The organism is Aneurinibacillus danicus (assembly GCF_007991215.1).
GTDB lineage: Bacteria > Bacillota > Bacilli > Aneurinibacillales > Aneurinibacillaceae > Aneurinibacillus > Aneurinibacillus danicus.
The window spans coordinates 1-13,503 of record NZ_BJXX01000123.1; the positions used below are offsets into that span (position 1 = coordinate 1).

General features: G+C 48.4%; 14 protein-coding genes. 3 read left to right on the forward strand and 11 right to left on the reverse strand.

Annotated features, from left to right (window positions below):
* Positions 1 to 132: 132 nt before the first annotated feature.
* Together ADA01nite_RS13390 and ADA01nite_RS13395 are read right to left on the reverse strand one after the other, a co-directional pair.
* Positions 133 to 591: a chemotaxis protein CheX gene (locus ADA01nite_RS13390; RefSeq protein ID WP_146810682.1), complete on the reverse strand. Its 459-nt coding sequence runs from the start codon at positions 589 to 591 to the stop codon at positions 133 to 135.
* Between the two features lie 40 nt (positions 592 to 631).
* A complete protein-coding gene (locus ADA01nite_RS13395; protein WP_146810684.1) occupies positions 632 to 994 on the reverse strand; it encodes a response regulator in 363 nt (120 codons plus the stop codon).
* 259 nt (positions 995 to 1,253) lie between these two features.
* On the opposite strand from ADA01nite_RS13395, the gene ADA01nite_RS13400 reads away from it, so the two are divergent.
* Positions 1,254 to 1,460: a hypothetical protein gene (locus ADA01nite_RS13400; RefSeq protein ID WP_146810686.1), complete on the forward strand. Its 207-nt coding sequence runs from the start codon at positions 1,254 to 1,256 to the stop codon at positions 1,458 to 1,460.
* 45 nt (positions 1,461 to 1,505) lie between these two features.
* Here ADA01nite_RS13400 and mnmM read toward each other — a convergent pair whose 3' ends face one another.
* The 9 genes from mnmM to recA form a co-directional block, all read right to left on the reverse strand.
* Positions 1,506 to 2,090 (reverse strand): tRNA 5-(aminomethyl)-2-thiouridylate-methyltransferase MnmM, encoded by a 585-nt coding sequence (gene mnmM / locus ADA01nite_RS13405; protein ID WP_371863562.1) that lies wholly within the window; start codon positions 2,088 to 2,090, stop codon positions 1,506 to 1,508.
* Positions 2,087 to 2,827: an MBL fold metallo-hydrolase gene (locus ADA01nite_RS13410; protein ID WP_146810688.1), complete on the reverse strand. Its 741-nt coding sequence runs from the start codon at positions 2,825 to 2,827 to the stop codon at positions 2,087 to 2,089. Before ADA01nite_RS13410 ends, mnmM begins: the two co-directional genes overlap by 4 nt.
* Positions 2,828 to 2,939: 112 nt before the next feature.
* The gene (locus ADA01nite_RS13415; RefSeq protein ID WP_146810690.1) at positions 2,940 to 3,806 is read right to left on the reverse strand and encodes a 2-oxoacid:ferredoxin oxidoreductase subunit beta; all 867 of its coding nucleotides are present in this window, start codon (positions 3,804 to 3,806) and stop codon (positions 2,940 to 2,942) included.
* A 1-nt stretch (position 3,807) separates the two neighbouring features.
* Positions 3,808 to 5,544, reverse strand: coding sequence for a 2-oxoacid:acceptor oxidoreductase subunit alpha (locus ADA01nite_RS13420; RefSeq protein WP_146810692.1), 1,737 nt, complete (start codon positions 5,542 to 5,544; stop codon positions 3,808 to 3,810).
* A gap of 422 nt (positions 5,545 to 5,966) precedes the next feature.
* Positions 5,967 to 6,227, reverse strand: coding sequence for a stage V sporulation protein S (locus ADA01nite_RS13425; RefSeq protein ID WP_040303043.1), 261 nt, complete (start codon positions 6,225 to 6,227; stop codon positions 5,967 to 5,969).
* 119 nt (positions 6,228 to 6,346) lie between these two features.
* The gene (locus ADA01nite_RS13430; protein ID WP_146810694.1) at positions 6,347 to 7,144 is read right to left on the reverse strand and encodes a TIGR00282 family metallophosphoesterase; all 798 of its coding nucleotides are present in this window, start codon (positions 7,142 to 7,144) and stop codon (positions 6,347 to 6,349) included.
* Between the two features lie 65 nt (positions 7,145 to 7,209).
* Entirely contained in the window at positions 7,210 to 8,751 is a 1,542-nt protein-coding gene (rny, locus tag ADA01nite_RS13435; protein ID WP_146810696.1) for a ribonuclease Y, read from the reverse strand.
* Between the two features lie 223 nt (positions 8,752 to 8,974).
* A complete protein-coding gene (locus ADA01nite_RS13440; RefSeq protein ID WP_170230284.1) occupies positions 8,975 to 9,640 on the reverse strand; it encodes a RecX family transcriptional regulator in 666 nt (221 codons plus the stop codon).
* Between the two features lie 292 nt (positions 9,641 to 9,932).
* A complete protein-coding gene (gene recA / locus ADA01nite_RS13445) occupies positions 9,933 to 10,988 on the reverse strand; it encodes a recombinase RecA (protein ID WP_146810700.1) in 1,056 nt (351 codons plus the stop codon).
* A 324-nt stretch (positions 10,989 to 11,312) separates the two neighbouring features.
* Between recA and bioD the strand changes: the two genes are divergently transcribed.
* Together bioD and bioA are read left to right on the forward strand one after the other, a co-directional pair.
* A complete protein-coding gene (bioD, locus tag ADA01nite_RS13450) occupies positions 11,313 to 12,089 on the forward strand; it encodes a dethiobiotin synthase (protein WP_146810702.1) in 777 nt (258 codons plus the stop codon).
* Positions 12,089 to 13,474: an adenosylmethionine--8-amino-7-oxononanoate transaminase gene (bioA, locus tag ADA01nite_RS13455; protein WP_146810704.1), complete on the forward strand. Its 1,386-nt coding sequence runs from the start codon at positions 12,089 to 12,091 to the stop codon at positions 13,472 to 13,474. The genes bioD and bioA overlap by 1 nt, the downstream gene beginning before the upstream one ends.
* Positions 13,475 to 13,503: the final 29 nt, after the last annotated feature.

Here is a 13,503-nt window from a genome sequence, read left to right on the forward strand (position 1 = left end):
CCTTCGTACCACTAAAGTCAGCTGGCCTTCCTATGATTTTCATGTCGGGGTTGCGGCTGAGATGCCATGATCGTTTTCTATAAAACAGTTCCAAATACACAAAAAAGAGCCACCACTAAGGCGGCCCGTCCACTATGATTGCTGTGCGCTTACATGCACCATAATTTCATTCTCATCGACCTGAAATGGAATGCTGATAAATTTGTGCACAGAACGAAACTTGCTTTCGCCCTCATTAATAATCGGAGGCGTAATATTCACTTCGTATCCGTTGTTCATTAGCTCTGTACAGCAGGCCGCTCCTACCCAGTTGCCAAACTCGGAGAATGCGCTCCATCCCATATCATCGATTTCCTGTATCTCCATACCTCCGAACATTTTGCTGATAATGGCACAAACCGCCTTCTGCGTCATACCAAGAATCAAATCCACTTTCAGCATTCCCGTCATCCCCACGATAACTGATATCTGTCCGGAAAACACCGGGTTGACCTGCAGCGTCGGTTTCCCTGAACTTACCTGCATTCCAAGGTGCCCCTCCAATACGCTGCGCGTACCGGACAAGATTGCATTAATTTGATTTGCCTGCATGCTCCCCCCCCTATTTATTGCATTATTCTAACATCTTTCTTTATGTAAGAACTTTTTTGATGGCTTCGATTACCCGGTCTTCCTGGAAAGGTTTAACAATAAAATCACGCGCCCCGGCCTGAATAGCCTGTACAACCATGTTTTGCTGTCCCATTGCAGAGCACATAATAATCTTTGCATTCGGATCCATCTGGCGAATGGCTTTTACCGCTTCGATACCGTCCATCTCAGGCATGGTAATGTCCATTGTAACAAGATCGGGCGTTGTCTGCTTATATTTTTCCACTGCTTCCATCCCATTCGCGGCTTCGTCCGCGATCGTATATCCGTGTTTCGTTAAAAAGCCTTTAATCATCATCCGCATAAAGGATGCATCATCTACAATCAAAATACGTTTGCTCATTTTTCTTCCTCCTCGGGCCTTCAGATTGCTGAGGTTGATTTTATTACAAAGATCTGATAATAATACTTTACTAGGCGATTATACCCATTTATTCGAAATGTTTCAACCAAAAAAAAACATGAACAAAATACAATTCCTGATTTTTCTCATATCACCTCCTTTGCGTGTAAAGCAAGCAACTGATGAAAATATTAACACCCATGCCTCCTCTACAGGGGGATATACTACAAGTACGCCCCGAAAAAACCTGGAGGTGACCATGATGCCAAATAACCATGACATTTTCCGCAATAAACAGGACTTTGCTCGAGCCGAATTTGCGACGGAACTGTATAAGCCACCCGGAAAACCGCGCGCTCGGGAGGCACATACGCAGAAACACCAGCCTACAGCGCATAATGCCGGCTTTAAAAACGTCAAAGTTCCTTTTCAGCAGAAAGCGGGTCTGCCAGGAAACCGGGCATAAAATAAATGAGGGGTACGCCATGGCGTATCCCTCTTTGCCGCGTGGTCACTTTCTCTCAATGGCCAGGATATATGGTGGACGGTTGTCAGGATTAATGTATTCATACTTCAATACAAGATAATCCCGGGGAGAAAGCTTACGTGTATAAGCCTCTAACGCCTCAGCTTCCTGCTCTCCCCCGGCATGTCCCTGATAAACGACAAGCAAGACCATGCCGCCCGGTGCAAGACGTTCGAGAGAAGCCTGTACGGCCTGCAGCGTAGAATCAGCCTGTGTAATCACGCCTTTGTCTGAACCAGGCAAATAGCCCAGGTTAAAGACAACCGCCTGTAGAGAAGCACGTAATTCAGCAATGGCCGTGTGTGAAGCATGCCGCAGTATTACTCTATTCCGCACACCTGCCGCATCCAGCCGCTCTGCCGTAGCCCTAATGGCCGCCTCCTGTATATCGTACGCATATACGCGTCCCGTCTCCCCCACCAAACCGGCCAGAAATAGCGTATCATAACCGTTGCCTGCCGTAGCATCTACTACCGTGTCACCCGCTGTAATACGTTCTGCCAGCAGCCGGTGCGCCATCTCCGTCACGCGCGGCAAGCGGGCGCGCGCAGTAGGATGTGCCGTTTTCACAATTCGATCACCTGCCCGATATCCGCCAGTTCCCAATTGCCATTGAATCCTCCATTCGCTGCATCACGTTCGTATAAAGTGCGATCAATGTCCGGTGATATGTGCGTTATCAGTAGCTGTTTGGCTGCAATGCGCTGCGCTGTCAGGGCTGCTTCCCGTGCAGAGAGGTGTCCGCGCTTTCCCTGAGGAACATATTCCGTGGTAAATGTACCTTCACAGATAAACAAATCGCATCCATCCGCAAATCCCTGCCAGTTTGTGCCCGGCCCTGTATCTGCGCCGTACACAATCGTTTTTCTTCCATCCGTAATCTTCATCGCATAGCACAGAATCGGATGGTCGGTACGCAGAAAAGAAAGATCCACACCGGCAATAGAAAGCACACTATTTTCTTTCAGCGAATTCAGGCGGGTGTGTTTTTGGTAGTTCATTTTTTGGGCCCAATCCTGCGGCTCCGGCGGCCCGTATACCGGAAGCGCACCGCTTCGCCTGCCGAAAACCGAGGACATCATGACACCGTATTGCAGAATAGGTATGTCACAGATATGGTCGTGATGATAATGCGATATGATGACAGCTGTGAGCTCTTCGATACGAATGTATTTCATTAGCTGCGCGTAGACGCCGCTGCCGCAGTCAATCAAAATTTTTCCCTGCTCCGTCTCAAGCAAATACCCCGGTGTCGCCCCGCCCGGTCCCGGAGCCGGCGACTGGTATCCCAGTACAGTAAGCTTCATCTCTCGTCCTTCCTTCCGTTGAATTTGGCTGCATATAGACATAGTAGCAAAAAAGCAGGCAAATGAAAAAAACACCAACCGTCGGATGACAGTTGGTGCTTGTGTTGTTTGCTTACATGAATTCAGCCATAAGCTGCTGGAATTTCGCTTCTTCGATCGTCAGGTCTTGTTTTACAAGACCTTCTTCTTTGAAGCCTTTTACCATGCTTTCGTAAGACTGACGCTCTGTATTCTGGTAAATCAGACCGTTTACCAGACCTTCTGTTTCCATCAGTACGCGCATAGCGGCGATGCGATTGTGCGGATCGTATCCTTCGATGTCGCTCAGATTCTTCACATGCTCTTTGAACCAATCGTACGTGTTCACTTTGTTGAATGTTACACACGGGCTGAATACGTTAATCAGCGAAAAACCTTTATGCTTCAGACCTTGTTCAATCAGACTGGTCATGCCTTTCAGATCGCTGGACATCGTCTGCGCCACGAATGTTGCACCGGCTGCAAGAGCCAGCTCAAGCGGCTTCATGGAAGGCTCGATGGATCCCTTCGGCGTAGACTTCGTTACGAAGCCTTCTGCCGAACGCGGAGATGTTTGACCTTTTGTCAGACCGTAGATTTGGTTATCCATAACGATGTATGTGATATCCATATTACGACGAATCGCGTGAATGGTGTGACTCATACCGATCGCAAAGCCATCACCGTCACCGCCGGAAGCGATAACTGTCAGTTCACGGTTTGCCATTTTCAGACCTTGCGCAATCGGAAGCGCACGGCCGTGAATGCCATGTACGCCGTATGCATTGATGTAGCCGGAGATACGTCCGGAACATCCGATACCGGATACGACTGCAAGATTTTCAGGCTCAAGGCCTACATTTGCTGCGGCGCGCTGAATTGCTGCTTGTACAGAGAAGTCACCACAGCCCGGGCACCAGTTCGGTTTTACGCTATTGCGGAAGTCTTTAAATGTTGCCATCTTACAACAGCTCCTTGCATTTATTGTAGATCTCGCCAGGCAGGAACGGGTTACCATCATATTTTAACACACTGTTAATTTTGTCGGTCATTCCTACGTGCAGTTTGATCTGGTCAGTCAATTGACCTGTTGCATTGTGCTCGATAACGACCACTTTCTTCGCTTTTTCCATCAGTTCCTTCATTTCAGCAGCCGGGAACGGGTGAATCAGGCGAACATGGGCTTGGTTCACTTTCACACCTTCGGCTTCCAGACGTTCTTTTGCTTCGGTAACCGCGCCGCGAATACCGCCCATGGCTACAACAAGCAGGTCTGCTTCTTCGTTCGGTGCATCTTTGTATACCGGCGTATCCACTTTCAGATTGTTGAGCTTACGCAGGCGTTTGTCCATTTGCTTCACACGGATAACCGGATCTTCTGTCGGACGTCCCGTGTCTGTATGCTCAACGCCTGTTACATGATGGATACCGTGTTTTTGTCCCGGTACAACACGCGGTGAGATGCCGTCTTCCGTTACTTCATAGCGCTTGAACATTTCGCCTTCCAGCTCCGGAAGTTCTTGTCCGCCCAGGTACTTACCGCGGCGGATTTCCACGCGGCTCTGATCGAGCGGTTCAACTGTCTGCTTACCGAGAGACAGTTGCAGGTCTGTCAGCAGAATAACAGGCACCTGGTATTCTTCTGCGATGTTGAACGCTTCTACTGTATCGTAGAACGCCTCTTCCGCCGTACTCGGTGCTAATATCACTTTCGGAATTTCACCGTGTGTATTGTAAATCATTGCGTTCACGTCAGATTGCTCTTGCTTGGTTGGCATACCAGTGGACGGACCTCCACGCTGCGTATCTACGATAACGAGCGGAGTTTCCGTAATCCCCGCCAGGCCAATCGCTTCCGCCATCAGGGAAAGTCCCGGGCCCGCGGAGGCGGTTAATGTACGAACACCGCCATAGTTCGCACCGATTGCCATCGTTACGGCAGCGATTTCATCTTCAGTTTGAATAACGGTACCACCGAATTCAGGCAGCTTCTTAACCAAATATTCCATAATTTCAGAAGCCGGAGTAATCGGATAAGCTGGCATAAAACGACAGCCTGCCGCAAGTGCACCCATTGCAATCGCATCGTTACCGATCATGAACATGCGTTTCTTGCCGTCTGCCGGCTCTAAGCGCAACTCTTCAATCGGACCGCCTGCTTCCTTATTTACATACTCGGCGCCGCGAGCGATAGCTTCCATGTTTTTCTCAACCACTTTTTGACCTTTCTTGCCAAACAGCTCATCCACCACTTCAGAGAAGGATTCAGCAGGCAAACCCAAGAGAGCGCTGGAAGCTCCAATCGCCACCATGTTTTTCATAAGAGACGTTCCGAGTTCTTCAGCAATCTCAGTGAAAGGTACAGAGAAAAGGCGGACATCCGCCCCTTCAGGCGCCTTCGGATTGAACTTAGAATCGCCAATGATAACGCCGCCTTTACGAAGTTCCGGGCTGTTAACGTCGATCGTCTCCTGGTCAAATGCCACGAGAATGTCGAGGTTGTCCGAAATTCCGCCCAGCGGCTTCGTGCTTACGCGAATTTTGTTATTGGTGTGACCACCCTTAATGCGGGAAGAGAAATGGCGGTACCCATATAGATAATACCCTAGACGATTCAGCGCAATCGCGAATATTTCGCCTGTACTGTCAATCCCTTCACCTTGTTGTCCTCCAACTTTCCAAGAAAGTTGACTAATCATGAACTCCACCCCTTCAAGACGATAGATTGCTCGTTCTTTTCAGTTGAAAAGTGTACCATTTTTTAAACAGATACACCACGGTTTTGAGCCCTCTTCCATTTTTCAGGTCACCTACTATATGTATCTATTTAAAAAATATGAACAAATTGTGTACTTCAAACTTTATTCATTGTAGTCCTCTCTCTCTCAAATTGCAACCCTTCAGTTAAGATTTCTTAAACAAAATTACGATTACCCCATGGACCGGTAAAAAATCAAGATAAAAGTATTGGTATATCTGCTTCATTCTTTCAAAATCTCCTACATTCTCCTTCATTCTTGTTCACAAGCACACAAGAAAAACGGAGGAAAATGAAAAAAGCCTGCTTATCCAGTGAGGAATAAACAGGCACAACTGATGAAAGACCATTGTGGTTATTCAACTATCGAGGTTCGACAATCAACTTGATCGCGGTTCGTTCTTCGCCTTCTATTAGAATATCCGTGAAGGCAGGGATACAAATAAGGTCAACACCACTCGGTGCTACAAACCCTCGTGCGATTGCTACTGCTTTAATTGCTTGATTAAGTGCACCCGCTCCAATGGCCTGAAGCTCAGCTGCGCCGCGTTCACGCAGAACTCCGGCCAGGGCACCAGCGACAGAATTAGGGTTGGATTTTGCTGAAACTTTTAATACTTCCATCTCAAGTACCTCCTTAGATAGATTGATGATTACCACAATTACTCTATTCAGCGAAGGTACAAATCATTCCTGTCCCATTCATATTTCGGATGAAAAATACTCTGAAAATTAAAAAACGTTCATTCCATAAACGGATGGTCTTCATCAATAATAATTCGCTGAATAGAGCTGGCACGACCGGTGTTTTTTTCCATATCAACTATTACCCCATTTAATTGCGGTTTAACCATCGCAACTTCAAATCTAACCGGTAACCCTGTCAAAAATTTCTTCAACACTGTTTCACGTTCCATCCCCAGAATGCTGTTGCGCGGACCAACCATGCCAGCATCCGTTAGATAGGCCGTCCCTCCGGGCAGAATCCGTTCATCGGCAGTCTGAACGTGCGTATGCGTACCGACAACAGCACTCACCTTCCCATTCAAAAACCACCCCATCGCCTGCTTTTCTGATGTTGCTTCCGCATGCATATCGACAAAAATATACGGGGTACGTTTTCGAACCAGTTCAACGATATGCTCTGCCGTACGAAACGGGCAATCCGAAGGAGGAAGAAATGTCCGTCCCTGCAGATTAATAATAGCCAGCTCTCCGCCATTTGTTCCTTTCAAAAACGTATGGCCTCTACCTGGCGTACCAGGGGCGTAATTAGCGGGACGCACAATGCGGGGTTCATCGTCGATAAAGTCAAACACTTCCTTGTTATCAAAAGAGTGATTGCCGAGAGTAATGGCACCTGCTCCCCATTCAAAGAATTGGTTGGCAATCTTTTGGGTAATCCCCCTGCCGGATGCTGCATTCTCCCCGTTGACGACCGTGAAATGAGGGTTGTATTTCTTTTTAAGGCGGGGCAGCATCTCTTTCAGCATGTCTCTCCCCGGAGAGCCTACCACATCACCGATGAATAACAGCCTCATATTTCGTCTCCTTCCTCTTATGCAAACAAAAGCTTCTGCCGATCACTCGGAGAAGCTTCTGCGTTTTATTTCGCATATTCAACTGCCCGTGTCTCCCGGATAACGGTGACTTTAATATGTCCCGGGTAGTCGAGCTCGCTTTCGATTTTCTTCGTAATATCACGTGCCAGACGATGCGCCTGCAGGTCATCAATCTGATCCGGCTTCACCATAATTCGGACTTCACGCCCTGCCTGAATCGCATACGATTTCTCAACGCCTTCGAACGATTCGGAGATGCCCTCCAGCTTCTCTAAGCGGCGAATGTACGTTTCCAACGTTTCACGGCGCGCTCCCGGCCTTGCAGCGGACAAAGCGTCGGCTGCGGCCACCAGCATCGCAATAACCGATGTCGGTTCGCAATCTCCGTGATGTGAGGCGATTCCATTGATAACAACGGGATGCTCTTTATATTTTTTCGCTAATTCTACCCCAATTTCAACATGTGAACCTTCAACCTCATGGTCAATGGCCTTGCCTATATCATGCAGAAGACCGGCACGCTTTGCCAGCGTCTGGTCCTCGCCCAGCTCTGCAGCCATCAACCCGCATAAATGTGAAACTTCAATGGAATGTTTCAACACGTTCTGTCCATAACTGGTACGGTATTTTAAGCGGCCCAGAATTTTGATGAGATCCGGGTGCAGTCCGTGAATCCCTGTCTCAAATGTAGCCTGCTCACCGTATTCGCGAATGCGCTCATCCACTTCACGGCGCGCTTTTTCAACCATTTCTTCAATACGTGCAGGATGGATGCGTCCATCCGCCACAAGCTTCTCCAGTGCGGTTCGCGCAATCTCACGACGAACGGGATCAAAACCGGATAAAATGACGGCTTCCGGAGTATCATCAATGATTAAATCGATACCAGTTAACGTCTCCAGAGCACGAATATTTCGACCTTCTCGACCGATAATCCGACCTTTCATTTCATCATTAGGAAGCGAAACAACCGATACTGTCGTTTCCGCCACATGGTCCGCGGCACAGCGCTGAATCGCCGTGGCAATAATATGACGGGCTTTTTTGTCCGCTTCTTCCTTCGCCTGCTGTTCGATGTCTTTTGCCAGCATAGCAGCTTCGTGACGCACTTCATCCTCAACCTGCTGCAGAATGATGTCGCGCGCTTCTTCGCGTGTCAGGTTTGAAACCCGTTCGAGTTCAGCCATCTGAGCCTGCAAAAGTTCTTCCGTTTTCGCGTGCATCTGGTTAATCGCCTGCTCGCGACGCTCAAGCTCCGTTTCCTTACGCTCATACGTGTCCATCTTTCGGTCAAGCGACTCCTCTTTTTGCAGTACACGTTTCTCAAGGCGCTGAATCTCGTTTCGTCTTTCGCGCAAGTCCTTCTCGGCATCCGTTCGCAGTTTATGCACTTCGTCTTTCGCTTCGAGCACTTTCTCCTTCTTGAGTGCTTCCGCTTCTTTTTCCGCTTTGTCTACAATTTGACGTGCAGCTTCTTCCGCACTCGAAATCTTTGCCTCTGCGAGTGATTTACGAACAAAATAACCAATTACCGCTCCGACCACCAGAGATGCAAGTGCAATGAGAATTGCAGGTACTAAGTTCATCTTTCTGTCACCTCCTTGCATCTGAGGTCTTTCTTCAATTTTTGGCTGTGTAGAATGTCAGGTTTAGTTAAAAAACGAGATCGGATACTCGATCTCTCCTATGCAAAACCATCTATATATTCTTACCCGAGGCTAGCGAAAAAGAGAGGACCACGGTAGAAAAAGAATATACAAGTTCATTTTGCCATCATACCGCAGGAATGTCAAGAATGGGTAATTTGTGTTACATCTCTTGGTTTATGCTCTCATTTTTTAATGTTTCGAGGGTTTTTTTAATGATTTCGTGCGGAAAGCCTTTGCGCTGCAAAAACGGCCCTATTTTATTTCTCATTTCTTGAAAAGATCCAAACCGCTTTTGTCCGTATTTTTTGCGTGCAATCGACAGACAAGCGGCTTCCTCATCTTCCTGTTCCACCTGCGCGAGCGCTGCCTCCACATCCTCCCCGTCAATTCCCCTGGCCTGGAGTTCCTGGCGCAGCAAGTGCCTGCCACGGGGTTTAAGACGAAGCCTCTCTTCCACCCATTGCCGGGCATAAGCACGATCATCGAGGTATTTTCGTTTGATAAAACCGGATACTGTCTCATCCGCTACCGATGCAGGGAATCCCGTATCCAGCAAATAGCGCCGTACTTCTTCGACGGTGCGCGGACGGTGGCTAATATAGCGCAAAGCATACTGCACAGCACGGTTCTTCTCTTCTGCATCAAGCAGCTCCTTCATATCCGCTTCGTCCAATTTACAGCCTTTGTTCAAACGGTACTTGACCAGCACATCTTCATGGATAGCAAACGCATATTCGCCGTCCAGGTACACGTTGATGCGATGCTTATTTTTCTTTTGACGTTCCAGTCGCGTAATTACGGCTGCAGTTCGCTTCTCCTCGCTCATCCGTCTTCCCTCCACATAGCAGAATAACAAAACCACCATAGCCAATCAGCCGCAACCCCGACATGAAAATGGAGGGAAGGGCGGCTGACTTTTGTCGCACAAAAGAAAAGAGAGGAAAGAACGAGAGAATGATTTCAATGTGGAAAAAGGCGAACGCCTTTCTCTTCCCCGTATCTTATTTCCTCTTTCCCTTCCTTCTTTTCTCATGATTTTCACAGAAAAAAGAAAGCTTAAAAGCTTTATCTTAATAAAGCTTTTAAGCCTTCTGTATCACAAGCAGTAAAAACGGCCATTACTCAAAGTCAAGAACGAATTCCTCATCCTTGTTGTCCTGATCAGCCGGCGGCAGCGAAACTGCCTGGTCTAAACCATAGTGCTCACGAATCTTCATTTCGATCGAGTGCGCAATATCCGGATTCTCTTTGAGGAACTGCTTCGCGTTCTCACGCCCCTGTCCGAGGCGCTCTTCATTATAAGAGTACCAGGCACCGCTCTTGTTCACGATGTCAAGCTCCGTACCGATATCAAGCAAACTTCCTTCGCGGGAAATGCCTTCTCCGTACATAATATCTACTTCAGACGTTTTAAATGGCGGAGCCACCTTGTTCTTCACGACTTTAATCTTTGTGCGGTTTCCTACCATGTCATTGCCCTGCTTAAGAGTTTCTACACGGCGTACGTCCAGACGTACACTGGAGTAGAACTTGAGAGCACGTCCACCCGGCGTTGTCTCCGGATTTCCAAACATAACTCCAACCTTTTCGCGGAGCTGGTTGATGAAAATAGCAATCGTTTTAGATTTATTGATAGCGCCTGCCAGCTTGCGCAGTGCCTGGGACATCAAACGTGCCTGCAGACCAACGTGCGAATCGCCCATCTCGCCTTCGATTTCGGCTTTCGGCACAAGTGCAGCTACAGAGTCGACTACAATGATGTCAATCGCGCCAGAACGTACCAGCGCCTCCGCAATCTCAAGTGCCTGTTCCCCTGTATCCGGCTGGGAGAGAAGCAATTCGTCAATATTAACGCCTAGCTTGCGTGCATAGACCGGATCAAGCGCATGTTCCGCATCGATGAACGCAGCAGTGCCGCCCGTTTTCTGTACTTCGGCAATCGCGTGCAGCGCTACCGTAGTCTTACCAGACGATTCCGGACCGTAGATTTCGATAATCCGACCACGCGGATACCCTCCGATACCGAGCGCGATATCAAGCGCAATCGAACCACTGGATACGGTAGACACCTGTTGTGTGGCAGCCATCTCCCCCAGTTTCATTACGGAACCCTTACCGAATTGTTTCTCGATTTGGCGCAGGGCCATATCTAAAGCAGCTTTGCGATCGGACAAAGCCATCGCTCCCTTCGTTGTATTTATATCAACTACTGTCGTTTAAGTATCTTAACTACGTACTTTATTGTACCTCTTTTTTACCCGTTTGCCAAGCATTTTTCACGAACATTTATTCGCTTTTTATTAAAAATTACTATATTTTCCATATATATGTTAACTTTATTTTTATAACAGTTGACAATAAAGCGTGATTACTTTTACTCTGACAATAGCTCTCTTTCTAATGTCCATCCTTCTCTCGCTCTTTGCCATAATTATGTGTCAAACCGTCAACAGCCTATTTCGGTATTACGCCATTTTAAATGAAAAGGAGGAAGTTTCATGAAGCAGGGACACGCATTATTTGTCACCGGTACGGATACAGGCGTCGGAAAAACAATGGTTACCGGTCTTTTAACTGCACTGTTTGCTATGGGCGGGTATGATGCTATTCCGTATAAGCCGGTGCAAAGCGGAGGCATTCGCAGCGACCTGGGACTTGTCGCTGAAGATGTGGAATTCTATCGGTCGCTTTATCCCTTGCCCTATGATCAAAATACGCTCTGTACATATTGTATGGAGCCGGCATTATCACCCCATCTGGCGGCGCTGCAAACCGGGGTATGTATCGAGCCCGAGCATATTGCCGGCCATCTTCAAAAGCTGCGTGCATCCCATGATTTTGTATTTGTAGAGGGGGCGGGTGGACTGGCTGTTCCCCTGCAAGAAGATGAACGGGGTATCTATATGACTGTCGACTTGATCGAGCGCCTGCGTTTGCCGCTTCTGCTCGTTACCCATCCGGGACTGGGCACCATTAATCACACAATACTGACAGCCTCCTATGCGCAAATACGAGGAATTCCGATACTCGGTATCATCGTCAACCGCATGCCGCTTGCACCGGGCGAAATGGAGCAGGATAACGTGCGCATGATAAGCAAGCTGACCGAACTTCCCGTGCTGGGTACTTTCCCTGAGATGGAACAAAAAGAACCGAAAGCGCTTCGTACACGGCTGCATGAATTGCACAAATGTATCAATCTGGCTCTGCTTCTTGAACGCCTGGAGCAGGCGGAAGAAAAACTTATGCAAACAAAAGGAACGGAGGAACACTAATGCAACTATCTACTCATGATTTAGAACGCTGGGATAAAGAATATGTGTGGCATCCTTTCACCCAGATGAAAGCCTATCGCCGGGAAAAGCCGCTTATCATTGAACGCGGGGAAGGTAGCTATCTGTACGATATCGAGGGGAATAAGTATCTGGATGGCTACTCCTCCCTCTGGGTGAACGTGCACGGGCATAACCATGCGGAACTTAACGCTGCGCTACGCGAGCAAGCGGGCAAGATTGCCCACTCTACACTGCTCGGAGCAGCCAACGTTCCCTCCATTTTGCTTGCGAAAAAACTGGTGGAAATTACACCGCAGAGCTTGACCAAAGTATTCTACTCGGACTCGGGTTCAACCTCGGTAGAAATCGCGCTCAAAATGGCTTACCAGTACTGGCAATTGAAAGACCCGGTACGCTTCTCGGGAAAAAAGAACAAATTCATCTCGCTTCGCGAAGCGTATCACGGTGACACGATCGGATCAGTCAGCGTAGGCGGCATGGAAACATTCCATCACATTTTCAGACCCCTTCTATTCGAACGTCTGGAAACACCGGCACCGTATACATATCGTCTGACGGAAAATAATGATGAGGAAGCCTGCAAAGCCTTATGTCTCGATGCGCTCGAAGCGCTGCTTAAAGAACGGCACGAAGAAGTGGCCGGGCTGATTATTGAACCGCTGGTACAGGGGGCCGCGGGAATGATTACCGCGCCCGACGGTTTTCTGCGCGGCGTACGCGAGCTCTGCACCCGCTATGAAGTCCTGCTGATTGCTGACGAGGTGGCGGTCGGCTTCGGACGGACGGGCACGCTTTTCGCCTGCGAACAGGAGGGGGTCGAACCGGATTTTCTCTGTGTAGCCAAGGGGCTGACCGCCGGCTATTTGCCACTGGCCGCCACACTGACAAGCGAAGAAATATTTAACGCATTTCTCGGCGAGCCTGAAGAGCTGCGTACCTTCTTCCATGGCCATACGTATACCGGAAACCAGCTTGCCTGTGCGGTTGCGCTAAAAAATCTTGAGCTTATCGAGCAAACCGGCCTTATCGCCTCTCTGGAGAAGAAAATTAACTTTCTGGCACAGAAGCTTGCACCATTCCGTACCCTGCCTCATGTGGGCGATGTACGGCAGCGCGGCATGATGGTAGGCATTGAGATAGTCCAGGACAAAGCAAGCAAAAAACCGTTCCCGATACACATGCAGGTAGAACATCATATTATTCTGCACGCCCGGCGTAACGGCGCCATTATTCGCCCGCTCGGTCCTGTTATCGTGCTGATGCCGATTCTGTCGATGAGTCTTGAAGAATTAGATAGGCTGACCGATATTACGTATAAAGCAATTGAAACGGTAACTGCGCAGACATATTCAGCGCTGAAATAGCATTCGTAAAAAAAGTCCTCCTGCCCGAT